The sequence below is a fragment of the Ruegeria marina genome (genome assembly GCF_900101475.1).
GTDB classification, from domain to species: domain Bacteria; phylum Pseudomonadota; class Alphaproteobacteria; order Rhodobacterales; family Rhodobacteraceae; genus Ruegeria_B; species Ruegeria_B marina.
On sequence record NZ_FMZV01000024.1, the window covers coordinates 1 to 26656 of the forward strand.

Sequence of the window (26656 nt, forward strand, 5' to 3'; positions counted from 1 at the left end):
CTGCATCCGGACATCCCGGTCCTTGAAGGCGCCCTCGGCACGTTTCGCCCGGACCTCCATATCGGCCAGGCGGGCCTGCAGCGCCTCGAGCTCGGTGGCGGAGGCCGATTGCAACCGGGCAATCTCTGCTTGTGCCCGGTCCAGCGCCGCGGTCTGTTCCGCCAGCCGACGGTCCGTCTCGTCGGCCCGCGCCCGCATGGCCCGGAACTCCTTGATCAGGCCACTCTGCGTCAGATAGTAGCGGGTCAGACAAATGTCGGTATCTTCCTGGCCGCGCAGCTCGTAACCGGCCTCTTGCAGAAACTGCAGGCAGGTCTCGGCGGTTTCGTCGTTTCTGAACAGGAGGTCCGGGGAGGCGCGCAGGGTCACATGCCGGAAATGGTCGATCAGGGCGCTGTCGATCAGCCGCCGCAGGATCGCGGCGCTGTCTCCCAGGGCCTCGAGCATGAGGACATGGTCCCCCTTCGCGGGAAGCGCCGCCTTTTCGATCAGCGCTTCGATCCCGAGCAGGGCCACTTCGGTCATGCCGGTTTCACGCAGGCCAGGCAGCAGCTCATGCAGCTGCCCGGAACTTTGCAGGCTGTTGAACGTGGTGTTGTTCAGGATATGCAGCATCCCGTGGGCCGGGGGCGTGGCGGCACCGGAAATCGCGTAGGGCAGGACCTCGATGCGTTTGTCTTGCCGGGCGAGGCGCCGCAGGGCGGGAAGGTTCGCGGGGCTGGGCTCCACCAGAAGAAACCGGGCCACCGGCAGCGGGAAGTACGCGTCGAGTGCCTCTCCGCGGCCCGCGCCGATGCAAATGACGGTGTCCGGCGCGGGGTGCCATGGGCTATTGGTTTGTTGCGTTTTCATCTGTGCCTTGGGCCTGTCTGCCTTGCCTTGCTATACCGGGTTGACCGGTCATTGCAACGACGGGCTGGCCATCTGGCACCCCCGCAATCTCAAGACGTTTCGATGGCCTTGAGCACAGCTTCGGCAATGCGGTGGCGTTCGGCCAGGATGGCCTTGTGATCGACAAGGAGGCTCTGCAGATTTTGCGCGGTCTCCAGCCAGGCCTCGGCCATCTCCGGATTTGGCGTCGTCTCGGAGATGGATTTCGCCGCTGCGCTGGCCGATTGTCCGAAGGTGTTGATCATGCAGGCCGGGGAAACCAGCTTGTAGATGCCGTGGTTCTCATCGGCGTAATAGGTCGGGATGCCGCCGACAACGAACGCATCGATGATCTTCTCCGAGATGTAGTGATGCTGATGCGTATTCTCGAAGCTCGACATGACACGGACGCGACCGGTCAGGGCCGCAAGCTTGTCCAGATGCCAATCGGGAAGATCCTGGCGGGGTTTGTCGCTGTGCCACCCCTTGCCTTCGCGCAGAACGCCCTTGCCCCTGGTTTTTGCCGCGACCTCGGAACGATAGCTGCTCAGGCCGTACAGGGCATGATCGGGGAAGGATTTTTCATATTTGTCGCCTTCCCTCTTTTCCGCGATGAAGGCGGCAGAGATCGGGGCATTGTTCCAGCGGGCCAGCAGGTCGCGGGACGACAGGGCGCTGTTCTGCTTGATCAGCAAGCCATAGCGGGCCAGCAGATCGTTGTCGGTCAGCAGGAAGTAGGGAATCCGGTCGAAATCGTAGATGGCCGAATTTGAATGGTTGAGGAAGGTATAGGCGACGTCCGTGTCTCCGCATTTGATCTTGCGGGATGTCGAGGCAAAGCCACCGCTCCACAGGCTGTCCCACAGCGGTTCCTCGGATATGACCATGATCCTGGTCTCCGGGCGTTCCCGGACGAGCTTTCCGAAGAGCTCGGGGTTCTCCTTGAGATCGAGGTTGAAGCCCGTCATGACGACATCCGCCTTGAACGGGTCTTGTTCCACCCGGATACGTCCGCCGAGAACCTGCTGGAAGCCCTCGTAGCTCAGGGGTGTGCGGTTGGAATGGCGACCGACGAAGCAGAGTCCGAGACCCGCCTTCCTCATGCGGCGCGGCGCGGCCTTGCGGGTTTGCTGCGCCTGGGTTTCGGCATGGGAAACGACATTCCGGAAATGCTTCAGGGTCGGATGTTCCGCCGCCAGCGCGTCTTGTGACAACTGGACCATCTGGCCCAGGAGCGTACTGTCGTCATGCAGCGTTTTCAGCAGGTCGGGCCCTTCCAGAAGAAGATCGCCCGCACAGACCCGCAGAAGCATGACCGCATCTTTCACGACAACCTCGGGCCTGTCCGCCATATCGGCGGCCAGCATTTCGCGGAATGTGCCGGAGGTCTGCGGGCCGGCAATGTCGCCGGTATCGGTCACATCCTGTGCCAGCCGCAGCATCAGCTTCTGGATGTCGTAGACAAAGGCATGGGGGCCGTAGATGAGCCAGAGCTGTTGACCGACCTTGCGCATCTTTTCCAGCCTGGCGGGATCGGCCGCAATCTCTTCGAGACGCGCGGGCAGGGCGGCGATGGCCTCGGCATCCTCCTTGCAGATCACGGCGCCGGCCTGCCACAGATCCGGGTTGCCCGGAGGAGCGTAGGTATCGGCCAGGATGACCGGAATCGCACCGGCCCCAAGGGTTTCCCAAAGCCGGATCGAATTGGGGCCGGTCCCCGACGGGCAAAGCGAGAAGATGCTTTTCGCCATGGAGATCTTGAACTGCTCGGAGGCGGGCTTGTCGATCAGGTCATCGGCATTGCCGCCGGTGCCCTTGGGCTTGATCTGATGTTCGTATACCACCTTGTTATAGTGCCAGTTGTCTCGACCGATGATCAGCCCCTTGGGGTGATCCTTCAGCAGGTCGAGAATCCATTCCCTGGCGCGGGTCATGTAATATTGGTTCGACTTGGCACCGATGAAGGAGAACAGATAGGGCCGTTCGGTGACGGACGGGATCGAGTCGGCTTCGGGGACCTGGACCGGATAGAGCGGGAAGGGGTGGATCGCGAAACCGCCCGTGTCATGCGTGACCGTCTCGCGATGGGTGGCATGGCTCCAGAAGATGTGGCTGATCCCGGCCTGTTCGAACAAATGCAGGAACTCGCGCATCTTGATATGCTGGCAGGTCGTGACGCGCAGGGTGCCCTTGGGGAGCTGTCCGATGAACTCCTGGAATTTTCTCATGTGCAGGCTGGCGTCCATTGCGCCGGTCTGCAGCTTGTCGATCAGGTTGGCCCAGGGATAGGCGACATAGGTGACACCGTCCGGGACGCTGGCCACATCGCGCATCTGGTGAAAGGCGTGTTGCTCGGTGATGGCCGGGAATTGCCAATCCTTGTCATAGGCAACGATATTGTCGCGGTGCCAGATGATGTCCCCCAGATCGAAATTCTCGGAGGGATCGGGGATGTTTCCCCGGGCGTATTGCCGGGACGTGTTTTCGTTCGAGGGCAGCGTGTCGGCGGCATCGTCCAGGACCTTGCGGATGGCCGCGGACACGAAGGCGTTCCCACCGGCATCCATGATCCTGAGGCGGGGATCGTCGTCATCGGTCGTGACGAAACGATACCGAATGTCGGCTTTCGCATGCCCCAGCTTCCCCAGCGCCTGCCGGCGGGTGTCTTCGGGGACGATCATGCCGATTTCCTGCAGATACGCCTCTTGCGCGTCACCGGGCGGCCGGTCTTCGGAAAGATACGAGGCGGCAAGGGGAAACCGGGCCTGGGTAAGGGAGGCCTTGCCCGCGAACAGGCGCCACAGGTTCCAGTCCCCGGCCAGTTTCATCGGGGCGATCCTTTCCTTGGGATTGATCGAGGACCACATCCATTTCCGGAAGAACGTGCCGCCGCGCTGGGGGCGGTCCCAATGCACGCCATCGCAAAGCCCGGCGCGAAGCACCTCTTTGGGCATGGGCGTCGATGACTGCATCGTCGGGATGTCACCGCGCATGACAGCGCTTGCGCCCCCCACCCATGATATCTGCTCCGGGGTGAACTGGCCGGCCACGTTGTCGATAAAGGCCAGCGCACCGGGCATCAGGACGTCATCGGTGGTGACCCAGGTCATGAAGGCGTTGGATGGCGGATTGAGCGCATCAAACCCCTTGCAGATGGTGTCGTAAAGCCCCGCATCGGGCGTTGAGGAGAAGGTGAAATCCAGTGAGAGACAGCACAAGGGAAACCCCCTGGAGTTCAGGCGCCGGCGCCACCAGGCCAGGCGTTCAAGCGTGCCGTCCGTCGAGCCCCCGTCCTGGATATGATAGCGGATCGCGAAATCGCCGGATTGCGTGACGATACTCAGAACCGTTCTGTCGATCGTTGCGCGCGCGTTCAGACAGGGGGTGAGAACATGAAGAGTGCTTTCGGGCATGAAAAGTCCCAATCGAGTAAGTAATGGATCGGCTAAAAATTAGCAATTCCCGGATGTTTTCAGGACGGGTGGGCAAGGGTTCTACTAGTGGAGTCGATGGTAAAGGACAATCGTTTTCCGTGCGCGGGAATGGGTGCGGATCGGGCGCATTCATGATCCCCCGGAGGGCTGAACATGAAAGGACGGCACCCGGAAGCAGGCACCGTCTCTGCAGGTCTTGGCATGTGTGACGTTTTGTACAACGCCGGGGAAATTCAGTCGCCTTCCCCCTGCGGGAGGCTCCAGAGCGGCACGGGCAGCGGACCGTCGAGAGGGGCCTCCAGCGGAGCGGGAAACAGGGTTTCCCGTGGCGCATCAGCCCCATGCGGCAGGATCAGGGATATATGCAATACGCCTTCGACACGGGTAACGGGGGCAACGAACCAGTCGCTTCCGGGGCCGGATGGGACGTGGCTTTCGCCCTCTGCCAGACCGGAAAAGTCAAAGGCGGTATCGTTGACATGCAGGGTATCGCCCTGGCGTTCCAGAGCGAGTTCCGCATCCTGGCGCATTGGGGAAAAAATAATCAGCATTGCCTCTCTCCTCGGCAGATCTAGAACCAGCGCCCGATCCACATCTTGTCACCGTCGATCTTGGTGATGGTGCCTGCAAAAGCGGCGGGCGACGTGATGATCGCGGCATTGCTATTGGTGCAGATCTGGGTGCCATCTGCCCAACGGGTATAGGATCCATTGGCATTGGAGCCGCTCTCGATGACCGCGCCCGTGGGCGAGCCGGCGGTTTGCGAAACCGTGCCCACGAGATTGTTGTGGTGCAGGATTTCGGTCCAGAACAGGGGGTTGCCGCTGCCGCCGCTGCCGCTTTGGGCCCCTGCCCAGAGGCGGATCGAACTGCTGCCCGTGGTCCGTACCGACAAAGCCGCCATGCGTTGGGAGCCAAGACCGGGATTGCCGCGCAGCACCAGCAAATTATGGACCCATGCCGCGCTTTCGGGCGCATCTGAAGGGGCGTTGGCCACATAGCTGTAAAACCCGGGTTGCAGATTGCGCGCCGCCAGCGCCGTCGTGCCCGTCAGAAGCTGCGATGCGCCCAGGCCGAAGGCCCCGACCGCCATCAGCCGCCCCGCGGAGGCATCGGTGGCGGTGGATTGCACCGCCGCGCCGGCGACCTGCCCGCTGGTCCGGTCCACTGTCAGGGCTTCGGTCCAGGTGCTGCCGTCGGCGCTGACCTTGATCGAGAAATCATCCGCCCCGTTGGTGCCCATCTCGGCGCGGCCCGACCACCCGGTCTGGAACAGGAGGCTGGCCGTGTCGGCGTCGGAGGATTTGTTGACCTTGAGCTGATGGCCGCCGCCGTCATGGGTCAGAAGCGTCGACGGGGCCGAAACCGACAGGCGGTTGCTGGTGTCGAATCCGGTATTGATCCCGACCCCTTCAAGCCCGGTCAGGACAGGCAGGGCCGGCGCCTGCCAGGCCGCACCGTTCCAAATCCGCAGATCGCCCTGCGCCTTGCCGACCGCCAGCCGGCCTTCGGTCAGGGTCTCGAACCGCCAGGTGCCGCCGACCCAGGCGGCCAGGCTGTGCGGCTGCCCCGCCCAGGCTCCGGTCGGCACCGCCCCCAAGGCCCAGACCTGCCCTTCGGAAGGCAGGGCCGGCGGCGCCGCGGCATCGAATTCCTCGACGGCCAGTTGCACCAGGAGGTCCAGCATCTGCAACGCTTCGTTATGGGTGACATGTTTCTGGGCCTGCGAAGGCATCAGGTAAGGCAGGCCCAGCCTGGCGGAAAAATCGGACATGTGCGGGTCTCCGGATGGCAAAGGGATCGCCCGCGACTTTCAGCGGATTTCCTTGCCATCTTCGGAATGCGCCGCACGGTGCGTTGCAACACCCGCTCAGGCGCCCTTTGCGGACCCTGCCAGGAACGCGGCTGACGTATCCAGGGCCTCGCGGATCGTCACATCCATGTCGAGATAGCGATAGGTCCCCAGCCGCCCGAGGAAGGTGACCCCCTCTTCGGTCGCGGCCAGCGTCTCGTATTCGGCCAGCAGCGCCTTTTCCCGAACCAGGCGGATCGGATAATAGGGAATGTCCTCGTCCCCGCAGGCACGGGAGTATTCACGATAGCAGACCGTGCCCTCATGGCTTTCCCAGGGGGCGAAATGCTTGTGCTCGGTGATCCGGGTCCAGGGCACGTCGGGGTCGCCGTAATTCATGACGGCGCAACCCTGCCAGTCGCCCGAGGCGGTGAAGCGCTCGAAATCCAGCGTGCGATAGCCCAGCCGGCCCAGCCGCGCCCCGAAATAGCCGTCCAGAGGCCCCGACCAGAACAGGTGATCGGCGCGGCTGGCGTGCCCGGGCGTGTAGGCCGTGTCCAGGTGCAGGTCGATGCCCGGGTGATCGAGAATGCCCGTGATCATGGCGGTGTACCCGTCTTCGGGCATGCCCTGGAAACGGTGCGCGAAATAATTGTCGTCGTAATTGAACCGCAGCGGCAGGCGCTTGAGAATGGAGGCCGGCAGTTCGGTGGGCGAACAGCCCCATTGTTTTTCGGTGTAGCCCTTGAAGAACGCCTCGTAGAGATCACGCCCGACAAAGCGCAAGGCCTGTTCCTCGAAGCTTTGCGGATCGGTGATCGTGCGGTCGGCCTGGGTTTCCTCGATGAAGGCGCGGGCCTCGTCGGGGCGGAAGGTGCGGCCAAAGAACTGGTTGATCGTATGCAGGTTGACCGGCAGCGAATAGACCGCGCCCCGGGCCGTTGTCTTGACCCGGTTGCGATAGGGCCGGAAGCGGGCAAACCGGTTCACATAGTCCCAGACCTGCGCGTCATCGGTGTGAAAGATATGCGGCCCGTAGACATGCACCATCACCCCGGTTTCAGGGCAGCGTTCGGTGTGGCAGTTCCCTCCTGCGTGGGCACGACTGTCAAGGATGGTGACCCTGTGACCGGCTTCCGCGAGGGCGCGTCCGGTGACCGCGCCCGAGAGGCCGGCTCCGACGATGAGTATGTGCATGGTGTTCCGTTCTTGCTGGCGCTTTGCGGCATCCTAGGACCAGGACCCCGGAGAGACAACCAGCGCAGGAAGCATCGGGAAGACTTTGAATGAACCCCGGCGCAAAGGTTCATTTCTCGCCCCGCTCGAGGTGGATCGGCTCTGTTTTCCGGACAGTATCGCAGGATCGGTGCGTGTTCGGGGACAGGGCGTAAAATGGGGCGCATCGAGCGCACCCTGTCCAGGGACAGGCCGGCGGGCTGCAAACGCCGCACTGCCTCCGACACGGGGCCGGACCTTATTCCGCCCGTTTGCGCACCCATCCCAGGAAGGCGGCATCGGGTTTCCTGAGCCGCGGCGCGCCCGAGCGCGCCCAGACGCCGCGCCAGTCGGCCTCGAGCGCATAGACATCCCGCCCCGGCATCAGCCGGCGCGCCTCGTCCAGCGCCTGCTTGCTCAGCACCGGCGGGCGGGCGGCGCTCTCGACCAGGCCGCCGCGGGGCGCGAAGCGGATCAGGTCGCCCGGCTCCTCGACCATCTCGTAATCGGGCAGGTGGCCGGCCTCGATCATGTCGCGCAGCATCTTGCGGAACACCCGCCGGGGTGAGGCCGAGCCGGATTTCTTCAGCAGCGTCTCGACCGAGACGGTCCAGGACGGCTGCCGCCCGCAATGCTTGCGCGCCAGTTCGTAGATGCGCCGCTCGAGCGGCTTGCGCAGGCGGAAGTAATCGCGGGAAAGCGTCAGCACCGATTTCGACAGCACCGCGCGATACAGCCAGTCCGACAGGGTCACCGCGACGCTGACCATGCGCCCGCCACGGGTCTTGCGCACGATCTCCCAGCCTTCGATCAGGCCGAAGCCGGTGGTGGTCTCGGTCTCGCCGGTGACGATATTGGTGGTGATGCGGGTGCCCGCAAGCCGCTCGAACGCCTCGCGCAGGCGGCGATAGGCGTCGCCGCTGGTCTCGCGGTTGGTGGCGGTCAGCAGGTCATGCGCCTTCAGATGCACCGTGCGGCTGACCTGGCGGCCGGCGTTCAGCGCCGCCATCAGCTGGCTGATGCAGAAGATCAGGATGTCCTTGTCATGGATCGTGGCCAGCCCCCGGACCGAAGGGGTCACCGTGATGCGGGCGCCGTTGTGCTCGTAATCCAGGATGCGCGGGTCGGGCCGGGTCGCCAGCGAGAAGATCGGGTGCTCCATGCTGGCGATGTCATCCTTGGGGATCGCATCGAAAATGTCGCAGACAAAGAAATCGCCCTGCCGCATCCGGTCGGGCAAAAGCCCCCCCGCACCCATCGCGGCCCCGATTGCGGCCTGTGTCCCTGCCCTGCTCATCGCCTGTCTGCCGCCCTTGCGGACGTCCTGCTCGCGGTCGGTATCCGACTCGTTTCTTTCGTGGTTTTGGTGACACCCAGCCTAGAGTTATCCACAAGCCCGCACAACGGGGGTTCGGAATCGCGCGATCGGGGGTTCGGAGTCGGATTATCGGGGTTTCAGAGTCGGAGAGCCTGCGAAAATCAGCCAAAACACCTTGAAAAATGGTCCTTTTCTCTCTCCAGCCCAGTCCTGTAACTTATGAATAACACAAATCTAACTAGATAAAAAATCGTCCCCGCCCGGAAATTGCGCTAAAAGGGCACCATCAGCCCCTTAATTTGCTTGGAAAATCCGCGTGACATGCGCCTTTTTCTTCCATGTCATGTGTTTTTGCGTATCATGACGAAAACACAGCACATCGAGCAATTTCCCATGTCCAAGGACGGCGCCCCCCTGCCCCCCTATTTCAACATCGATCCGGATGCGGCGCTGGCCGAACTGGACTTGCCCACAGACACCCAGGGCTTTGCCACCATCGCCGAAGCCTGCACCCGCGGCCGCGCCGACCTGGCCAGCCGGGGCATGAACGAGGAAGGCCGCAAGACGCTGCGTCTGTTTTCGACCTGGGAGATCACCCGTTACCTGATCCCCGTGGCCCAGGCCCATTTCCGCCGCGTGCTCAAGCAGAACCCCGACCTGCCGCAGGGCCGCTCGGAAACCGAGGGCGGCGCCAAGTGGTTCACGCTCGACGAGGTGCTGCGGCTCAGGGCGCATTTCGGGGCGCAGGGATCGAAGGCCAAGAACTACCTGCCCTACCGGCCCGCGGGCCAGCCCGCGAAACTGGTGGCGGTGGCCAATTTCAAGGGCGGCGTGGGCAAGACCAGCACGGCAGCGCATCTGGCCATGTCGGCAGCGCTGGATGGCTACCGGGTGCTGGTGATCGACCTCGACAGCCAGGGCTCGATGACTTCGATCTTCGGTGGCCGGGTCGAGGATGAATGGCAGACCGCCTTTCCGCTGCTGGCGCGCCATTACGGCGAATACCTGCGGCTGGAGAACCAGCGGCGGCTGGACCGCGGCGATGCCCCGCAGCCCCTGGACGAGGCGCTGAACGCGGCGATGAAGATGACCGCGCGGGATGTGATCCAGTCGACCCACTGGCCCAATATCGACCTCATCGGCGCGCAGCTGAACCTTTACTGGGCCGAGTTCCAGATCCCGGTCTGGCGCATGGCCGCGCGCGGCTGGAAACTGTGGGACGCGCTGACCGACCGGCTGGCGGCCGACGGGGTGCTGGACGACTATGACCTGGTGTTCATCGATACGCCGCCGGCGCTGGGATATCTCACCATCAACGGGCTGGCGGCGGCGGATATCCTGCTGGTGCCGCTGGGGGCCTCGTTCCTGGAATTCGATTCCACCGGGCGCTTCTTCGACATGCTGCATTCCACCTTCGCCAGCATCGAGGAGGGCGAGAATACCGCCGCACGCGCCCTGGGGCGGCCCGAGATGGCCTTTGAATGGGATGCGGTGCGCGCGGTGGTGACCCGGTTCGACGGGGCGCAGCAGGGCGAACTTTCGGCTCTGATGCAGGCTTATTTGGGCAAGACGCTCAGCCCGCACCGGCAGGATTTCACCGCGCTGATCGGCCAGGCGGGCGAGCGGGTGCATGGCATCTACGAGGCCGATTACCGCGATTTCAACCGCGAAACCTATGCCCGCGGCCGCGAGACCTTCGACGCCACCTATGCGGCGTTCAAGCGGCTCCTGCTGGGGGTCTGGCGGCGCGACGAGCTGGCGGCGCAGGCGGCGGCGGAATGACAGGGCCTGACAAGGGCAAACCGGAGGAGCAGAGATGGCAAAACGCAAGCGACTGAGCCCGGCACAACCGGTGTTTCTGGATGGTCCGGTCCCCGGTCAGCGGGCGCCTGAAACCAAGTCGATGCCGCTCTCGACCGCGCCCATCGCGCAGGTGGCGGGCGATGCCTCGGCCCGGGCCGCGCTGGACGAGATGAGCCAGGCCATGGCCGCGGCGCGGGCGCAGGGCCGGATGATCGAGCTTTTGCCGCTCGATGTCATCGACGAACGCCATCTGGTCCGCGACCGGCTGGAGCAGAACGAGGAAGAGATGGCGGCGCTGGTCGACAGTCTGCGGGCGCGCGGCCAGCAGATGCCGGTCGAGGTGGTCCCCCTGCCCGATCCCGCCGGCGGGCGCACCCATGGCCTGATTTCGGGCTGGCGGCGCCTGACTGCGCTGCGCAGACTCTACAAGGAGACTTCAGACCCTAAGTTCGCAACCATCCGCGCCATGGTGATCGCGCCGGAAACTGCCCAGGACGCCTATGTGGCAATGGTCGAGGAAAACGAGATCCGGGTGAACCTCAGCCATTACGAACGCGCCAGGATCGCGGTGCGGGCGATGAAGGAAGGGGTCTATCCCAGCCAGCGCGCCGCCTTGCAGGGGCTTTTCGGCAATACCACCCGCTCGCGCCGGTCCAAGATCGGCACCTTCATCCTGCTGGTCGAGGCGTTCGACGCGGTGCTCTATTTCCCCTCGGCGATTTCCGAGAAGCTGGGCCTGGCGCTGGCGCGCGAGATGGTGCGGGATCCGGGCTTTGCCGATGCGCTGAAGGAGCGTCTTGTGTCCAGTCCGCGCGACAGCGCCGGGGCCGAGATGCAGATCCTGTCGCGGGCGCTGGCCGAGCGGCAGATGCCGCCGGCGCCGGTGCCTGATCCGGTCCTGCCGGAACGGCCCCGGCTGCGCTCGACCGCGCAGAACCCGGCCTCGGGCGAACGGATCGTTACCCGGATCACCAAAGGTATCGAAATGCGCTTCACCCCCGATCAGCGCCGCATCGAACTGGTGGGCGAAGGGGTCTCGGATCGTCTGGCCGAGATGCTGGAGGACTGGCTGAAATCCCTCTGATCCGCTTTGTCAGGGTCTTTGCCGGGCCGCAAATTCTCCAAGATATCCGCATCCCGCCTCGCCATCAATGTTTCGCGCGCGAAACATTTCATTAACGAACCGGCCAGCCGCGAGGACCGGGACTTCGCGCAGGAACTCGGGGGCGAGGCGACATCGAATTCCGCCTGCGGGGTCGTCCTGTCAATCGCAGAGCCGACCTCATTTGCCGTGCCGGGCTGCTCTTCCCGGTGTGGTTACATTCATTCGATCCCGTCCGCGTTGCAATGGCCGCCGGACCGGGGCCGGTCAGATCCCGTAATAGTCGCGATACCAGTCGACGAACCGTTGCATCCCGCTGGCGAGGGGGGTGTGCGCCAACGCCCCTGTCAGGTCCCGCAAGAGCCGCGTTTCGGCCCAGGTGGCGGGCACGTCGCCGGGCTGCATCGGCAGCATGCGCATCCGGGCCGCGCACCCGCAGGCGGTCTCGATGGCGCGGATGAAATCCATCAGCTCGATGGGCTGGCTGGCGCCGATATTGACCACCCGGAACGGGGCGACGGGGCTGAGACTGTCGTGGTCGCCCACCGGCGCGGAGCCCGGCACCGCCTCGGCCAGGCCGAGGATCGCGGCCACCAGATCGTCGATATAGGTGAAGTCGCGCCGCATCCGCCCGTGGTTGTAGACCTCGATCGGCTCGTCCCGCAGGATGGCGCGGGTGAATTTGAAATAGGCCATGTCGGGCCTGCCCCAGGGCCCGTAGACGGTGAAGAAGCGGAACATGGTCACCGGCAGGCCGTAGAGATGGGCATAGGAATGCGCCATTGCCTCGTTTGCCTTCTTGGTGGCGGCATAGAAGGACATCTGGGTATCGGCCCGGTCGGTCTCGGCATAGGGCATGTCCGCGTTGGCCCCGTAGACCGAGCTGGTCGAGGCCAGCAGCATATGCGCGGGCGGGTGGGCGCGGGCGGCTTCAAGCAGCTCGTAGGTGCCCAGCATATTGGCCTCGACATAGTCGCGCGGCGCTTCGATGGAATGGCGCACGCCGGCCTGGGCGGCCAGGTGGAGCACCCGCTCGGGGCGGTGGGTGGCGAACAGCTCGGCCAGCAGGCCGGGCTGTTCGAGCTTGCCGGTCACGGGCGTGAACTGCGGCCAGGGTTCCAACTCTGCCAGACGCGCCCGCTTGAGGGCAGGGTCGTAATAGGCATTGAGGGAATCGAGCCCTACCACGCGCCAACCTGCCCGCAGCAGGCCGAGGCTCAGATGGTATCCGATGAAGCCGGCCGAGCCGGTGACGAGAGCAGTGCGCATGCGGTGTGCCTAGCCATTTGCGCGCCTTGCCGCAAATCATTTTGCCGGTTGGATGAGGCCGGGAAACTGATTTGATAATAGAAAATTATCAATGGTAATTTGCGAAAACCGGGTGAGACCAGGTAATGATCGGAATGTCCCCATATTGCTCACAAGGCCGTTTCATTCCTGTATCGAAAGGATAAATTCTGTCCTTCAATCAAACAGGAAGTCGCCCGCGGCCAGCTGGGCCAGCATGATCCCCTCGAGGATCAGCAGGTTGCCCGCCTCGTCCGTCAGCGCGGTCCCATCGGCGACAGGGGCCAGGTGATGTGCCCGCAGGTCGGCGAAATCCGCAGCCCAGCCCTGCCCGCGCAGATCGATCCTGTCGACACCGGGGGCAAAGCCCGTGACCCGGTCGCGGCCTGTGGAAAACACGATCTCGTCGGCCCCGTCGCCGCCAAGGATCAGGTCGTCGCCGGCGCCGCCATCGATCAGGTCGTCGCCCTCGGCGCCATGGATCGTATCCTGGCCCGCGCCGCCCCGCAGCGTATCCTGCCCGGTGCCGCCAAAGATCAGGTCGTCGCCGGCGCCGCCATCGGCCAGGTCGTCACCCGCGCCGCCGCCGAGGTGGTCGTCATCCGCGCCGCCCAGCAGCGTGTCGTTGCCTGCGGCCCCCCACAATTCGTCGCGGCCCGCGCCGCCCGAGAGGTGGTCATCGCCCCAGAAGCCGCCCAGCGTGTCGTTGCCGTCGCCGCCGTCCAGCCTGTCGTGATCGTAGGAACCCCAGAGCTGATCCTCGCCCGCGCCGCCCGAGAGACTGTCGTTGCCCCAGGAACCGCCCAGCGTGTCGTTGCCGTCGCCGCCTTCGGCAGTGTCGTCGCCGCGGGCGGTATAGATCGTGTCGGCGCCGCCATCGCCGCCGAGACTGTCGTTGCCGTCGCCGCCGCCCAGCAGGTCGGCCCAGCCGCCGCCCAGCAGGGTGTCGTCGCCGTCGCCGCCATAGAGCGTATCGCGGCCGCCGAATCCCAGCAGCGCGTCATTTCCCGCGCCGCCCAGCAGCAGGTCGGGATCGCTGCCGCCGAACAGGGTGTCGTCGCCGCCCCAGCCCCGGACCGTGTCGAGCCCGTCGCCGGACAGCAGGAAATCGCGCCCCGGGCTGCCGTCGATCCGCCGGTTGCCGGCGGGCGTGGTTTCGGGGATGACCACGTCGCCCGATCCGGCGGCGTTCAGGGTCTCCTGGCTGCCCAGCCGGTCCACATAGCGCAACCGCACCGAAATCCGCGCGCCGACATCCATCGCCGACAGCCCGTAGCTGGCGCCGGTGGCGCCGGCGATCGCCACCCCGTCGCGCAGCCACTGGTAGCTGAAGACGCCCAGGCCGTCGGCGTCGCTGAGCCCGTCGGTGCGGACCCAGAGCCTCTGGCCCTGGCCCAGCCAGCCCTCGATCCGCAGACCGCCCTGGGGCAGCGTGTTGGTGCTGATTCCCAGCAGGGTGACGGTGGTGCCGTCCCCCAGGGCGATCACCCGGTCCGCTCCCTGCTGATACGAGGTGATCTGTGCCTGTTCCGCCGCTGTCAGGGGCGAGAAATCGAGCCGGTCCTCGGACGGGTCGAAATCGGTGATCGTGTCGGCGCCGCCGCCGGTGGCGATCACGAATGTATCGGCGCCCGCGCCGCCGCTGATCTCTTCGTTGAGATAGGTACCGGCGATCCGGTCGTCGCCGGCGCCGCCGGTCAGGGTTTCGGGTCGTCCGGGGGCATGCAGGCCGACGGGAAAGTGATCGGCGCCGCCGAACCTGCCGCCGGGCCAGACATCGCCCGGCTCGAGCGGGCGGCCAGCGTCCAGCCGGATCTCGGTCTGGCCGTGGAAGATCCGCGCGCCTTCGGGACGGGTCTCGAAACGCAGCTGGGCGGGGCTGCGCAGGAAGGGCAGGGCGCTCAGGTCGAGCCGGTCGAGGCCCGGTTCGAAATCGAAGATCCGGTGCAGGTCGAGGCTTTCGCCCAGCACGAACAGATCGGCCCCTTCGCCGCCCCACATGTCGGTGCCCGACTGGCCCGAGACCAGGGTGTCGTCGCCGGCCTGGCCGATCAGCCGGTCGCGCGCGCCAGTTGCCGAGGCCAGGATCAGGTCGTCCCCGGCGGTGCCCGCATGATCGGCGCCGGTGGTGGCGGTGTCGCGGATCACCGGGCCGAGCCTGCCGAGGTCTATGGCGAGGCGGGAGATCCCTGCCGAGACCTCGCCGGTGACGAAGATGTGCAGCGTGTCGCCCAGGCGCAGGGTTTCGATGGCGGTGATATCCGCAAGCCCCAGTCCGGTGTCGTGCACCAGCGTGGCCGCATGGACCAGCCGCCCGCCGGGCAGCAGGGCGAACAGGCTGAGGCCGTCGTCGCCGCCGCCGGCGATCACGAAGGCATGGCCGCCGGTCTCGATCGCGGCCAGCGCCTGGACCGCCCCGAAGCGGGTTGCGGCGGTATCGATCAGATGGTCGGTGGCGGTCAGCCCGCCATCGGCCGCGAGCCGGAGCACGCTGAGCGACTGGCTGCCCGCGGCCGCGACGATGACGAAGGTGCCGCCATGCGCCTCGATCACCGCCAGCGCCGAGGGCGCGGTCATGCCCAGCCCGTCGACCGCGCCGGAACTGTCGCGCTGCTGCAGCGCGCCGCTGACCGGGTCGATCCGGTAGCTGGTGACGGCGGCCGGGCCCTGGCCGCCCGCGGCCAGCAGCAGGAACCTGCCGCCGCCGGCCTGCACGCTGGCCAGGCAGACGCCGTTGCCGGCATCGACTGCCATCCCGGCCAGGCCCGGAATGGGGGCAAGCGCTCCGGTGCCGGCAAAGCCGCGGAGCAGCCCGGCGCCGGCATCGACCGTGTACCAGGCGGTGCCGCCCGCGCCGATCGGGACCATCGCCAGGGCGCTGACCGTGCTGCCGGTGCCGGGCAGGCCGATCTGGGTCAACGCCTCGGGCGCCCCGGCGCCATCGAGGGTGACGCCGGCCAGCCGTCCGGTGGTGCCCGAGGCCAGATAGAGCCGGGGCCCGTCCGCACCATCGAAGGCGAGCAACCGGCCGGAGCCTGCCCCGGCGGTGGTGGCCGCGAAGATCACCGAGCCGAGCGGCGCCGGACTGCCGCCATCCGGCGCCAGCCGATGGGCGCTGATGCCGCCATGGGGGCCGGTCAGGGCATAGAGAACCGGACCTCCGGGCCCCTCGACGATGGCCAGGTCGCGCAGGTCCGCATCCAGCACCGCCACCCCCGTGGACAGCCGCCCCCGTAGTTCAGGCACCATGGCCCGCACCCTCCGATATCACTCACCGGAACCCGGTCTGCCTGTCCGTGCCGTCCTGGAGCGGTCGGAAACCGGGCAAAATCTGGGCGCTTGTCTCGAATGCGAAATGTGTTGGTTAACAGGAGCTTGCGCCACCGTACGCGGTGGTAGGGCCGCCTTCATCCGGGGCGGGCCGTTTCGCCGCGAAGCCTTTCCCGACGGGGCCTTTCACGCCCGATACCCGGCCTGCCCCGGCGGCGTTCGCGCAGGGCGGAACCATCTCGTCCGCAACGAGGTACCGGAGGTCCGCTTTCGGGCCGGTTGAACCGGGTCAGGCCTGGCGCTGGACCGCGGGTTCGGGGAAGGGGCGAAAACCGCCCTGACCCGCCCGCAGCCTGGCCATGCCTTCGGCATTGACCTCGTCGAGCCGGTTGTAGAGCGCATAATCCTCGGCATAGAAGGTGCGCATTTCCTCCAGCAGATCCTGGGGAATCCAGCCGGTGTCGGTGCGCTGGCTGACATTCTTGCGGGGCAGGGGATCGTCGATCTTGAGCAGAGTGCAGATCTCGGCGAACATCTCGCTGACCTTGTGATAGGGGATGATCACATCCGCCAGCAGGTCGCCGTCGGGGGTGGTGAACATGTTGCGCTGCAGGTGCTTCTGGCCGTTGCCGAAGCGGATGTTCCAATCCGCGCGGGCCCAGAAATCGGCAAAGCTCATGTCGGCAGGCAGCGGGCTTTCGACCTTGTTTCCCGACCGGTAACGGTACCAGGAACCGATCCACTCGATCGGGTCGCGCATCACCCCGAACTTGAAGTAGCTTTCGGGCCGGTGATGCGGGTTGCGGAACACCACCGGATAGGTGCGGATCCCCTCGTAAAGCGAGGTATGCTTGCGGCGCGGGTCGCCGGCGCGGACGATGTCGGAATAGCGCATGAGCGCGGCTTCGATCGAGGTCGAGGCCGTCTTGGTATTGGCGACGAAGATGAATTTCTTTCCAAAACCAATCTGCATGTAATCTGCCTCTGCCAATCCGACATATGGGGTCTTTGTCCGGTAGCCTTCTAATCATTTCTGCCGGCAGGGAACAATCACTTTCGGACCTGCGGGGCCGGGTGCACCTGTCAAGTTTCCGAACCCGGAAGGCGAGGCGCCTGGATTGTTGTGGCGCGCCGGTTCGGCCGAGTGCGCCTTTCCCGACCAGGCCCCGCAGATCGCGGGGCACGGGGTTTTCCGCATTGAGTACAAACCCGCCGACCCCGGTGCAAATGGTGCCGGAGGGCTTGGGCGAAGCGGGGTCCGACGTTGACAAGACTGGACTCCTGCGCAAGCCGCAGTGCAGAAGGAACAGGATGCGCGAGTTGCTGCCCATGCTCTGGCTTGACGGGTTGGAAACCGGCCGGCAGGGGAGAGGCGCTTGAAACTACACGGGAACTGTTCAAACGATGGGATGCCACTCTCCAGAACGGACCGTTGCAGGAGCGGCCGGTCCCGATGAGCAGACCTGACATGTCCCCGCCCACGCTATCGGTCATCGTGCCGGTCCATGATGTGCAGGATCATATCGGTTCCTGCCTGGAGAGCCTGAAGGCCCAGACCCTGACCGATTTCGAGGCGATCGTGGTTGATGACGGTTCGACCGATGACAGCCCCGCGCGCCTGCGCGCCGCCATCGGCGGAGATCCCCGGTTCCGGGTCGTGCGCCAGGAAAACCGGGGCCTGTCGGGCGCGCGCAACACGGGGCTCGACCTGGCCCGGGGCGCGGTGATCGGCTTTCTCGACGGCGATGACCGGTTCGCGCCCGAGTTCCTGTCGCGGATGATGGCGGCGCTGGAGGAGAGCGGCGCCGACTGGGTCGCCTGCGGCCTGCGCAACATCCACTCCGATGGCCACTGCGACAGCCATTCCGCCCTGCATGATGCGCCCGCCCTGGCCGCCGGGGACACCCCCCGGCTCTGGCCGCTCGAGGACTGGGAGCAGGTGATCGCGCATTTCCCCTCGGCCTGGAACAAGCTCTACCGGCGCGACCTGATCGCGGGGCTGCGGTTCGACGAGGGCACCTGGTTCGAGGACCACGCCTTTTACCTGCGGGCGGCGGCGCGCACGCGGGCGCTGCTGCATCTGCCCGAACCGCTCTACTGGCAGACGCGCGGGCGGGCGGGGCAGATCACCGGCAGCGACAGCGAGCGCATCTTCGAACAGTTTCCGGTGCTCGACCGGGCCGCCGGGATCATGGCCGGGCCGGAGAAGCCCGGCGGCGATGCGGCGCTGGCGCGGTTGGCGCACCGGCTGATCTGGGAACGGTCGACCCAGGTGCGCGACCCGGAGCGCCGCGCCCGGTTCCTCGCCACCGCCCGGGACTGGCTGGCGGCGCGTGGCCTGCCATCCGCACCCGACATGGCCCTGCCGCGGGACTGGGCGCTGGAACTGGCGGGCGGCGTGGCCCTGAGCCTGGTCCTGCCCTGGGATGGTCAGGCGGAGCCGCTGGCCGACACCCTGACAAGCGACCTGCCGCCGGGCAGCGAATTGCTGATCGTGGCCGATGACGCCGCCACCGCCCAGGCCGGGGTCGGGATGGCCCGCGCCGCGGGGGTTGACGGCGTGCGCGGGTTGGTCGCAGCGGAACCGGGCCGGGGGCCGGGGCCGGCCCGCAACGCCGGGCTGGCGGCGGCGGCGGGGGCGCTGGTGGTCTTTGTCGATGCCGGTGACCGGCTGATGCCGGGGGTGCTGGCGCAATGGTGCGAGGCCATGCTGCGCGCCGAGGCCGACATGGGCCTGTCGCAATTCCGCATCGGCCTGCGCGAGGGGCATGTCCATTCCGGGGTGCATGACGCGGAGCTGTTTGCGGAACTGCCGGCCGCGACCGGCCCGCTGGAAATGACTCCGGCCCGGGCGCTGGCGCTGCATTGCCACCCCAGCGCCAAGATCTTCCGCCGCGCCTTCCTGCTGGAACGGGACCTGCAATTCGGCGCCGGCGCCCTGGAGTGCTGGCCGCTGGTGCATGGCGCGGCGCTGGCCGCGGGGCGGGTGCTCTATTTCCCCTGGCCGGGATGCGAAAGTGCCGAGGACGATGCCGGGCGCAGCCTGTGGCGCAGCCCGGTGCCCGCCACCGCCCTGGGCGAGACGCTGGATGCCTGCGCCGCGCTCTGGCCCCGGCTGGGCGATGCGCCGCTGCCGCCGGGCTGGCAGCGGCGGCTCTGGGCGCGGGCGCTGTGGGAGGCGCTGACCTTCGGCCACCGGGACCGGGTGGCGCGGATGCGGTTTCTGCTCTCGGCCGCGCACCAGATCCGCCGCCGCGGCCTGCACCGGATGCAGGGGCCGCTCGATCCCTATGTCTCGCCCCGGATCGAGGGGCTGATGCGGCTGTGGCGCAGCCCGGGTCAGCCGGTTGCATCCCGGGGCCGGGCCGGGCAATAACCACGGATACGCGCCGGCCATCGCTGAGGACCCCGTTTCATAATGCTGACCTTTTCCGCCCTGACGCCCGCGCGCTTCGCCTATCGCGCCGATTTCTCGCACGACCCTTTCGCCAATATCTCCTTTTTCGACGCCGCGCGCGAAGAGATCCTGTTTCATCTCTCGCTGCGCGCCGAGGAGGGGCTTGCGGTCTGCAACCGGCGCGGCGCCGCGCTGGCGGACTGGCACCGCGAGATTCCGCGGCGGGTGCGGCTGGGTCGGCAGGCGCTGGTCGAGATCGCCTTTGCCGTGCCACGGCTGGCGGTGCGGCTCGACGGGCAGGAGATCTTCACCTTTGGCGGGCCGCTGCGGCGGGGCCGGTTCCCCGATCTGGCCGGGATTGCGCAGGTGGATTTCCAGGGCGGGCTGATTCCGGCAAGCCTTGACATGGATGTCAGCCATCCAGGGGTCGACCGGGGCCGGCTGCACCTGAACGGGCGGTTGGAACTGCGTGCGCCCCGGCCCGCCGGGGCCACGGGGTTCCGGCTGGAAATCCCCGAAACAGGGTCTGATTTTCCGATCTTCCCCGACCTGCCCGGCACCGGTCTGCGCGCCGCGCTGCCGGGGCGGATCTGGGCCGGCCTGGACGCCGGGGTGCCCTTGCGGGTCCGGCTGCTGGCCGACGGGCGGGCCGTGGACGAGATCGTGCTGACACCCGAGGACCTGCTGGCCCGGGTTGTGCCGCTGCTGTCGCGGCCGGGGCTGGCGGGGGATCCGGGGCTGGCGGCGCTGGTGGCTGAACATCTCCGCTTCGCCGGGCTGGAGGCGCGGTTCGACCCGCTGGCCCGATCGGGGTTGGCGCGTCTGGGCGGCGCGCTGGGATTCGCGCGTTTCCTGCAGTCCGGCGGGGGGGCGGCAACCGCGCCGGCCCCGGCCCCGGTTCCGGACAATGCCGGGGCCGAGGTGGCCCTGATCGCGGCCAAGGCCGAGGCAGAAGCCGAGGCGGCCCTGACCGCGGCCAAGGCCGAGGCGGAAGCCGAGGCGGCCCTGACCACCGCGCTGGCGGCCGCGGCCCCGGCCCTGCGTGCGCTTGAACCCGGCGGCGATCCGGCACGGGCGCTGGCCGCGCTGGCGCCGCCTCCGGGCAAGGGACGGCTCTATTTCTACATCGCGTTGACCGAACCCTTCTGTCTCAAGGGCTGTTTCGACGCCCTGCGCGACCACGCGCTGGCCACGGGAGCGACCGGCGAGGCCGGCGGGGGGCTGGAGGGGCTGGAGCCCTCGCCCGACGACGCCTGGTTCAATTCCGGGCTGCTGCCCTGGCTGTTGCGGGCGGACCGGGCCGAAACCCTGCGTGACGTGATGTGGCGGCTGGAGAACGCGCGCAAGGGCTGGATCATGACGCCACCGCTGGCCTGGGCCGTGGCGCAGACGCTGGCGGCGCGCACGCTCAACGAGAAGACCCGCGAGGAGATCCTGTACAGCTTCCTGCATTTCCTGCGCAAACGCGGCGCCCGCTATTGGGAGCGCACCTCCTGCGTGGCGCTGATCGGCACCGCGCTCGACCTGCTGGAGGCCCGGGACAGCCTGTCGGATTACATGCGCAAGGATCTGGAACGGATCCTGCTGCAGGTCTACGGCCTGTCGCGCCCGTTCTGGGATATGGTCGCGGCCCGGGATATCGCCCTGCCCCCCGCCCTGGCGGCAGCGCGGGACGGGTTTGCCGCGCTGGACGACGGGGCGGCGACCCCGGCGGTACGGGAGGCGGCCCTGCGCCTGTTCGACCAGGCCGACTGCGCCGAGGCGCCGCGGATCCGCCGCGACCTGTTCGGCCCCTCCGGGGTGGCCGGAGAGGCGGGAGGGGCGCCGGATGCGGCGGCCCTGGCCCGGACCGGGCTCGATATCGGCGAGGCCGCGCTCAGGCACCTGGCCGCGCCGGGCGGCGCCCTGCCCCCGGTGCTGGCCGACGCCGCCCGCCTGGCCCTGCCCGGCTGCTATACCCGGGTGCCCCGCGCACCCTATGCCGGCGTGCAGGAGCGCGCCGCCCGCACCGCCGCCGTCCTGCTGGCGCAGGCCCGGACGGGAACGGATCCGGTCGACGGGCTGGCCCCGCTGCTGCCCGACCTGATGGTGCTGAGCGGCCGCCGGTCGCAGCAGCTTGGCCTTGGCCTGGGGGTGGCCCTGCTGGCCGGGCTGCGCCAGACCGGGGCCACCGGAGCTGCCGACTGGCTGGAATGGGCCCTGGCCGACATGCTGCGCGAGCTGACCACGAACGCCAGGGTCACCAGCGCCGCCCCTCGGCTGGAGCTCGATCCGGTCACCGGCCAGCCCCGGCGTCTGCGTCCCGGGGAAGAGGCGCCGGAACTCGATCTCGAACCGGTCCCCTCGCTGACCGATCTGGCGCGCGCCCCGGCCGTGGCGCAGCCGCTGCGGCGGCTGCATCCGGCCCCGGACAGCCCGCTGGCGGGGCTGGCGGCGGCGGCCCGGTCCGCCGCGCTGCCCGCACCGCATCCTGCCCTGCCCGAGGACAATCCCCTGTTCGACACGCTGGTGACGGTGTTCTCGTGCAAGCCCAATCTCGCCACCCGCATACCGGCGCTGCGCGCGGCATGGCTGGCGCGGCTGGCGGAACTGGGCGTGCCCTACGTGATCGTCACCGGCGACGGCGACGGCACGCTGTCGGGCGATGTGCTGGCGCTGGATGCGCCGGACGATTACGAGGGCCTGCCGCAAAAGACGCTGGCCACCATCGCCTGGGTCCGGGCCAACACCGGCTTTGCCCATATGTTCAAGATCGACGACGACTGTTTCCTGAACGCCGATGCCTTCTTTCACGGGCTGAGCTACCGGAAGGCCGATTATTACGGCCGCACCCTGACCCGGGGCGTCGGCCAGATGGACCGCGCCTGGCATACGTTGAAATCCGGCTCGGACCGGGGCCGGTTCGAACTGGACAAGTCGCCCGAACCTTCGGCCTATTGCGATGGCGGTTCGGGCTATGCGCTCAGCCGCACCGCGATGGAGGCCGCGCTCGCCGCCGCGGCCAGCCCCGAGGGACAGGCGCTGATCGGCGCCTCGTTCATGGAAGACAAGCTGCTGGGCGATCTTCTGTCGCTGGCGGGGATCCGCCCGGAAAACACCGATTACCGCATCGCCGTCCGCCGCCGCGAGGCGCCGGGCGGGCGCACGGTGGCGCGCTGGGAAAACGGTTTCTACCCCAGCCGGGCCAATCCGGTCGCGCTGATCCACCTGGACGACGCCGCCGACCAGGCCACCGCCGCCGCGGCGCTGGCCTCCGATGCGCTGATCCCGAACAAGATCTGGCCCAGCTACCAGCCCGCGCGGCTGGGGGCGGACAGCAACGCGCTGGAGATGATCACGGGGCCCGAACGGCTGGTGGCGGCCCGCGAGGCGCCGGTGGCGGTGGTCGCCTGCATGCGCAACGAGATGTTCATGCTGCCCTCCTTCCTGGCGCATTACCGCCGGCTGGGGGTCGAAAGCTTTCTGATCGCCGACAACTGTTCCGACGACGGCACCCTGGAATACCTGGCCGAGCAGCCCGATGTGGCGCTGTTCTCGGTCGATACCGCCTACAGCAAGTCGCGCTATGGCGTGGCCTGGCAGCAGGCGCTGATGGCCAACCTGCGCCCGAACCGCTGGTCGCTGGTGGCCGATGCCGACGAGTTGCTGGTCTGGGAGCGCGAGCCGCGCCAGACCCTGCCCGGTCTGCTGGGGCAGGACGCTTTTGCCGCGGCCGATGCCGTGCGGGTCTTCATGCTCGACCTCTATCCCGAAGGCTCGCTCTCCGAGGCGACATTCGCCAGCGGCGATCCGTTCTCCGAAACCGGTCATACCGACAGAATGCCCTTTTTAGAGACATCATACGGGCGCGGCCCCTATTCCGACAGCCCGACCTGGACCAGCGCCGTGCGGCACCGGCTGATCCCCGGATCGCGGGCGGAACTGTTCGTCGCGCAGAAGATGGCGCTGCTGAAATACAGCCCCTTCATGCGGCTGTCGGCGGGGCTGCACTATGTCTCCGGCACCCGGCCCGCCGCGCGCGAGCTGATCTTCGGCCATTTCAAGTACAATGCCGATTTCCGCCGCAAGGCCCAGGCCGAGGTGGCGCGCGGCCAGCATTTCAACGATGCCGAGGAATACCGGAAATACCTCGCCCTCGTTTCCGAGGGGCGCGATGTGATCTTCGATGCCGATGTCTCGGTCCCCTGGCAGGATTGTGCCTTCGTCAAGGCGCGGCTGGGCTGAGTTCAGGGGCGGTTTCGCCTTTGTAGAGCCTGTTCAGCTCGTCCAGATGCAGGTCCATCCGCCGCGGCGGCCGGGCGCCCTGCCAATAGGCGTGCCAATCCACCTCGCCGGCCAGAAGCGCCCGGATCCGGTCGCTGAAGGCCGCCGTGTCGCCGGCGGCAAAGACCATCGCGGGACAGTTCGCCAGTTCGCGCGCGCCGCCCATGTCGCTGGTCAGCAGCGGGATGTGGCGGGCATGCATCTCGATCGCGACCTGGGGCAGGTTGTCCTCCCACAGGGCGGGGATCAGGCCCACATCCACATCCGCCAGCAAAGCGTCCAGCTGGTCGTGGCTGTAGCCGTTGACATGGCGCAGCCCCGCCAGCCTGGGCCGCAGCGCCTCGAGCCGGGCCAGCGCGGCAGGCGGTCCGGGCAGGGCGGCGATCGTCAGGCGCAGGCGCGCCACCAGATCATCGGGCATGGATTCGAGCGCGTCGAGCAGGAAGAAGAACCCCTTGTCCCGGCGCATGTACCCCAGAAACCCCAGTGTTAGGGTCTGGTTTTCACCTGATGGCATCGGCTTTGGCCGGGTCTGGTCGTAAAGGGCCGCGTCGCGCGCGCCGATATAGCTGGTGCGCAGGATCGCGGAGGAGATGCCATAGGATTCGGCGATCTGCCGCACCCGGTCCGAGACGCACAGGACCAGGTCGCAATGCGCATTGATCCGCTCGGTCATGCCGGCCCGGCGGGCGGCGAATCCGCCCGGATCGGGCCGCACCGCCGCCGGAACAGGTGCGCCCCGCAGCCGCCGGCCGAGCCAGCCCGCCGCCCGGGCGCCGCGCCCGCCCACCCGCATGGCCTGGCGGAAGATCAGGTCGAAGGCTCGCGTGCCCGGCCTGATCCCGGCACATTTCAGGTGATAGGCCAGCCCGTTGGCAAGCCGGACCAGGCGTTCGTCCGGCTTGTGCGGCAGGCAGGCGCCGCATTTGGCGCCGCCTTCGAAATCGGTGCAGGCGGCGCGCTCCTGGTGCCACAGGTTCACCTGCGGGCAGACCGGGTAATAATTGTGCAGCGACAGGATCACCCGGGTCCGCGGCCAGCGCGTCTTGAGCGTCAGCACATCGGCGGGCAGCCCTTCGAGATTGTTGAAATGGATCACGTCATAGGGGCCGGTGCGTTCGATGAAATCGAAGAACGCGGCCTGGGTGGCGGGCTCCTCCAGCTGTGCGGGGTTGCCGAAGGAATGATGCGCCGGCGACAGCACACCGGAATTGACGATCTCGTAGCGCCGGTCGCGGTCCTGTTCGGGGCCGTGGCGCACCCGTTCCCAGCGCAGCCCCCGCCGTCCGAGATCATAGGAGATGCCCGAGGACAGGAAGACCGCATCGGCCCCTTCGGCGGCCAGCGCCGCCATCAGGTTGCGCTGATAGACCGTGACCCCGCCGCCGCGGCGCTCGTCGTCCAGGTAATCGACCCAGTTGTAATAGAGGATGCGCCGGGGCGGCTCCGTCGCGCCGCCTGTCATGCCCCGATCTCCCGCCCCAGCCAGCCCTTGCGGCCGAGCGCGGTGAAATAGGCCCGGATCGGCTCGGGGTCCTCGAACCGGTCGAGAATGGTGTCGCTGCCCTGTTTCACCAGCGGGCTTGCCATGTCCGCATCTTCGTCCAGGCCGAGGAATCCGCACAGCCGGGCGTTGAAGTCCGGTTCGAACATCTCGCGGTACTCCACCGCCATGCGGTGATGCGGCAGCTGTTCGAACCATTGCGAGAACAGATAGTCATAGGTCTCGAACTCGTGCCAGTACTGGCTGATCTGAAAGGTGCCGGCCTTGATCCGTTCGCTGACATGCGTGTCGGCCTCGACCTGGGCCCAGCGTTTGCTCTTGTCGGCCTTGATCAGCGAGGCGACCTGCGCCAGCTTGTTCTGCCGGTGCACATAGATCAGCTTCAGATCCTCCTGATCCGGCAATTCGCTGAGAATGCGGATATTGTGTCCGATCATGTATTTGTAGCCGACCGCCGCATGCGGCCCGCCGGCATGTTCCTTGAAGAACTGCCGCGCGAAATAGCGCGGCGCCCTGTCGCGGGCCAGCAGGGCGGGCCGGGTCCGGTCTTCCTCCCTCGCACCGATGATCGCATAGGGGTTGAACTGCTCGCCGGCGCAGGTGATGCGCGGGTGGGAATTGAGCAGGGTCATCAGGTAGGTCGTCCCGCTGCGGGGAAGCCCGATGATCAGGAACCGTGTCTGCCTGTCTGCGCCTGTCTTTTCTGTCATGTCACTCGGTATCATATCTCTTCGGGGGTCATTGCATCACCTCGAGGTGCAGTGCAATCGCCTCTTCGAGGTCGTCGAAATAATAGAGCTTGCCCTCGACCAGAACCGCGCCCGCCTCGCAAAACTGCCGCAACTCGGCCATGGCATGGCTCACCATCAGCGCGCCCGCGCTTTTCATCCGCTCGCGGAACACCGCCTGGCTCTTGCGCTTGAAGGCGGCATCGCCCACCGCGGTCACCTCGTCCACAAGGTAGGTGTCGAAGGGGATGCCCATCGAAGCGCCGAAGGTCAGCCGCGAGCGCATGCCCGCCGAATAGCTGCGCACCGGCATGTGGAAATGTTTTCCCAGTTCGGCGAAATCCTCGACAAAGGCCAGGAGCCCCTCGGTATCGACCCCATAGATCCGGGCCAGGAAGCGCACGTTCTGCGCCCCTGTCAGCTCGCCGTGGAACGAGCCGCCGAACCCCACCGGCCAGGAGATCGACCCGTTGCTGGAGACCCGGCCGCTGTCGGCGCGCATGGTGCCCGCGACGATCTGCAACAGCGTCGACTTGCCCGCCCCGTTGCGCCCCAAGAGCGCCACCGATTTGCCGGAGGGCAGGGTCATGTCGATCGCATCCAGCACGATCTTGCGCTCGCCCCGCACGCGGAAGCTCTTGGTGAGATGCTCGAAACGGATCATCGCGGTTAT

16 protein-coding genes are annotated in these 26656 nt (G+C 67.0%); 4 read left to right on the plus strand and 12 right to left on the minus strand.

Annotated features, from left to right (window positions below):
* The 6 genes from BLT75_RS21890 to BLT75_RS21915 all read right to left on the minus strand — a co-directional run.
* The coding region (locus BLT75_RS21890; protein ID WP_143028631.1) for a hypothetical protein at nucleotides 1-852 on the minus strand (852 nt) is incomplete at its 3' end.
* Between the two features lie 89 nt (nucleotides 853-941).
* Nucleotides 942-4283, minus strand: coding sequence for an exostosin domain-containing protein (locus BLT75_RS21895; protein ID WP_093037286.1), 3342 nt, complete (start codon nucleotides 4281-4283; stop codon nucleotides 942-944).
* Between the two features lie 254 nt (nucleotides 4284-4537).
* Nucleotides 4538-4855: a hypothetical protein gene (locus tag BLT75_RS21900; RefSeq protein WP_093037289.1), complete on the minus strand. Its 318-nt coding sequence runs from the start codon at nucleotides 4853-4855 to the stop codon at nucleotides 4538-4540.
* 20 nt (nucleotides 4856-4875) lie between these two features.
* Nucleotides 4876-6078, minus strand: a complete 1203-nt coding sequence (locus tag BLT75_RS21905; RefSeq protein ID WP_093037292.1) for a DUF2793 domain-containing protein — start codon at nucleotides 6076-6078, stop codon at nucleotides 4876-4878.
* 96 nt (nucleotides 6079-6174) lie between these two features.
* Nucleotides 6175-7293 carry a UDP-galactopyranose mutase gene (glf, locus tag BLT75_RS21910; protein ID WP_093037296.1) on the minus strand — a complete coding sequence of 373 codons (1119 nt, stop codon included), beginning with the start codon at nucleotides 7291-7293 and terminating at the stop codon, nucleotides 6175-6177.
* A 277-nt stretch (nucleotides 7294-7570) separates the two neighbouring features.
* Complete coding sequence (locus BLT75_RS21915) at nucleotides 7571-8569, minus strand: replication initiator protein A (RefSeq protein WP_093037299.1); 999 nt, start codon at nucleotides 8567-8569, stop codon at nucleotides 7571-7573.
* Nucleotides 8570-9022: 453 nt separating this feature from the next.
* On the opposite strand from BLT75_RS21915, the gene BLT75_RS21920 reads away from it, so the two are divergent.
* Both BLT75_RS21920 and BLT75_RS21925 read left to right on the plus strand, forming a co-directional pair.
* Nucleotides 9023-10411: an AAA family ATPase gene (locus BLT75_RS21920; RefSeq protein ID WP_176828184.1), complete on the plus strand. Its 1389-nt coding sequence runs from the start codon at nucleotides 9023-9025 to the stop codon at nucleotides 10409-10411.
* Between the two features lie 34 nt (nucleotides 10412-10445).
* Nucleotides 10446-11516 carry a ParB/RepB/Spo0J family partition protein gene (locus BLT75_RS21925; protein ID WP_093037302.1) on the plus strand — a complete coding sequence of 357 codons (1071 nt, stop codon included), beginning with the start codon at nucleotides 10446-10448 and terminating at the stop codon, nucleotides 11514-11516.
* 285 nt (nucleotides 11517-11801) lie between these two features.
* Here the strand turns inward: BLT75_RS21925 and BLT75_RS21930 are convergent, their stop codons facing one another.
* The 3 genes from BLT75_RS21930 to BLT75_RS21940 form a co-directional block, all read right to left on the minus strand.
* Nucleotides 11802-12803 (minus strand): NAD-dependent epimerase/dehydratase family protein, encoded by a 1002-nt coding sequence (locus BLT75_RS21930; RefSeq protein WP_093037305.1) that lies wholly within the window; start codon nucleotides 12801-12803, stop codon nucleotides 11802-11804.
* A 195-nt stretch (nucleotides 12804-12998) separates the two neighbouring features.
* The gene (locus tag BLT75_RS21935) at nucleotides 12999-16070 is read right to left on the minus strand and encodes a hypothetical protein (protein ID WP_093037309.1); all 3072 of its coding nucleotides are present in this window, start codon (nucleotides 16068-16070) and stop codon (nucleotides 12999-13001) included.
* A 310-nt stretch (nucleotides 16071-16380) separates the two neighbouring features.
* Complete coding sequence (locus BLT75_RS21940) at nucleotides 16381-17064, minus strand: sulfotransferase family protein (RefSeq protein WP_093037312.1); 684 nt, start codon at nucleotides 17062-17064, stop codon at nucleotides 16381-16383.
* Nucleotides 17065-17559: 495 nt separating this feature from the next.
* On the opposite strand from BLT75_RS21940, the gene BLT75_RS21945 reads away from it, so the two are divergent.
* Together BLT75_RS21945 and BLT75_RS25130 are read left to right on the plus strand one after the other, a co-directional pair.
* Nucleotides 17560-19467: a glycosyltransferase family 2 protein gene (locus BLT75_RS21945; RefSeq protein ID WP_176828186.1), complete on the plus strand. Its 1908-nt coding sequence runs from the start codon at nucleotides 17560-17562 to the stop codon at nucleotides 19465-19467.
* Nucleotides 19468-19509: 42 nt separating this feature from the next.
* A complete protein-coding gene (locus BLT75_RS25130; protein ID WP_093037318.1) occupies nucleotides 19510-23712 on the plus strand; it encodes a glycosyltransferase family 2 protein in 4203 nt (1400 codons plus the stop codon).
* On the opposite strand, the gene BLT75_RS21955 is transcribed toward BLT75_RS25130, so the two are convergent.
* Genes BLT75_RS21955 through BLT75_RS21965 form a run of 3 tightly spaced genes read right to left on the minus strand, consistent with a single transcriptional unit; the run spans nucleotide 23693 to nucleotide 26647 of the window.
* Nucleotides 23693-25216 (minus strand): glycosyltransferase, encoded by a 1524-nt coding sequence (locus tag BLT75_RS21955; RefSeq protein ID WP_093037321.1) that lies wholly within the window; start codon nucleotides 25214-25216, stop codon nucleotides 23693-23695. The two genes, BLT75_RS25130 and BLT75_RS21955, sit on opposite strands and share 20 nt — an antisense overlap.
* Nucleotides 25213-25965, minus strand: a complete 753-nt coding sequence (locus BLT75_RS21960) for a sulfotransferase family protein (protein WP_176828188.1) — start codon at nucleotides 25963-25965, stop codon at nucleotides 25213-25215. The genes BLT75_RS21955 and BLT75_RS21960 overlap by 4 nt, the downstream gene beginning before the upstream one ends.
* Nucleotides 25966-25993: 28 nt before the next feature.
* Nucleotides 25994-26647 (minus strand): ABC transporter ATP-binding protein, encoded by a 654-nt coding sequence (locus BLT75_RS21965; protein ID WP_093037328.1) that lies wholly within the window; start codon nucleotides 26645-26647, stop codon nucleotides 25994-25996.
* Between the last annotated feature and the right edge of the window lie 9 nt (nucleotides 26648-26656).

Bases quoted from the DNA above. Each gene is read 5' to 3' on its own strand.
- BLT75_RS21895 (WP_093037286.1), bottom strand. From the start codon at position 4,283: ATGCCCGAAAGCACTCTTCATGTTCTCACCCCCTGTCTGAACGCGCGC.
- BLT75_RS21900 (WP_093037289.1), bottom strand. From the start codon at position 4,855: ATGCTGATTATTTTTTCCCCAATGCGCCAGGATGCGGAACTCGCTCTG.
- BLT75_RS21905 (WP_093037292.1), bottom strand. From the start codon at position 6,078: ATGTCCGATTTTTCCGCCAGGCTGGGCCTGCCTTACCTGATGCCTTCG.
- glf (WP_093037296.1), bottom strand. From the start codon at position 7,293: ATGCACATACTCATCGTCGGAGCCGGCCTCTCGGGCGCGGTCACCGGA.
- BLT75_RS21915 (WP_093037299.1), bottom strand. From the start codon at position 8,569: ATGGGTGCGGGGGGGCTTTTGCCCGACCGGATGCGGCAGGGCGATTTC.
- BLT75_RS21920 (WP_176828184.1), top strand. From the start codon at position 9,023: ATGTCCAAGGACGGCGCCCCCCTGCCCCCCTATTTCAACATCGATCCG.
- BLT75_RS21925 (WP_093037302.1), top strand. From the start codon at position 10,446: ATGGCAAAACGCAAGCGACTGAGCCCGGCACAACCGGTGTTTCTGGAT.
- BLT75_RS21930 (WP_093037305.1), bottom strand. From the start codon at position 12,803: ATGCGCACTGCTCTCGTCACCGGCTCGGCCGGCTTCATCGGATACCAT.
- BLT75_RS21935 (WP_093037309.1), bottom strand. From the start codon at position 16,070: ATGGTGCCTGAACTACGGGGGCGGCTGTCCACGGGGGTGGCGGTGCTG.
- BLT75_RS21940 (WP_093037312.1), bottom strand. From the start codon at position 17,064: ATGCAGATTGGTTTTGGAAAGAAATTCATCTTCGTCGCCAATACCAAG.
- BLT75_RS21945 (WP_176828186.1), top strand. From the start codon at position 17,560: ATGTCCCCGCCCACGCTATCGGTCATCGTGCCGGTCCATGATGTGCAG.
- BLT75_RS25130 (WP_093037318.1), top strand. From the start codon at position 19,510: ATGCTGACCTTTTCCGCCCTGACGCCCGCGCGCTTCGCCTATCGCGCC.
- BLT75_RS21955 (WP_093037321.1), bottom strand. From the start codon at position 25,216: ATGACAGGCGGCGCGACGGAGCCGCCCCGGCGCATCCTCTATTACAAC.
- BLT75_RS21960 (WP_176828188.1), bottom strand. From the start codon at position 25,965: ATGACAGAAAAGACAGGCGCAGACAGGCAGACACGGTTCCTGATCATC.
- BLT75_RS21965 (WP_093037328.1), bottom strand. From the start codon at position 26,647: ATGATCCGTTTCGAGCATCTCACCAAGAGCTTCCGCGTGCGGGGCGAG.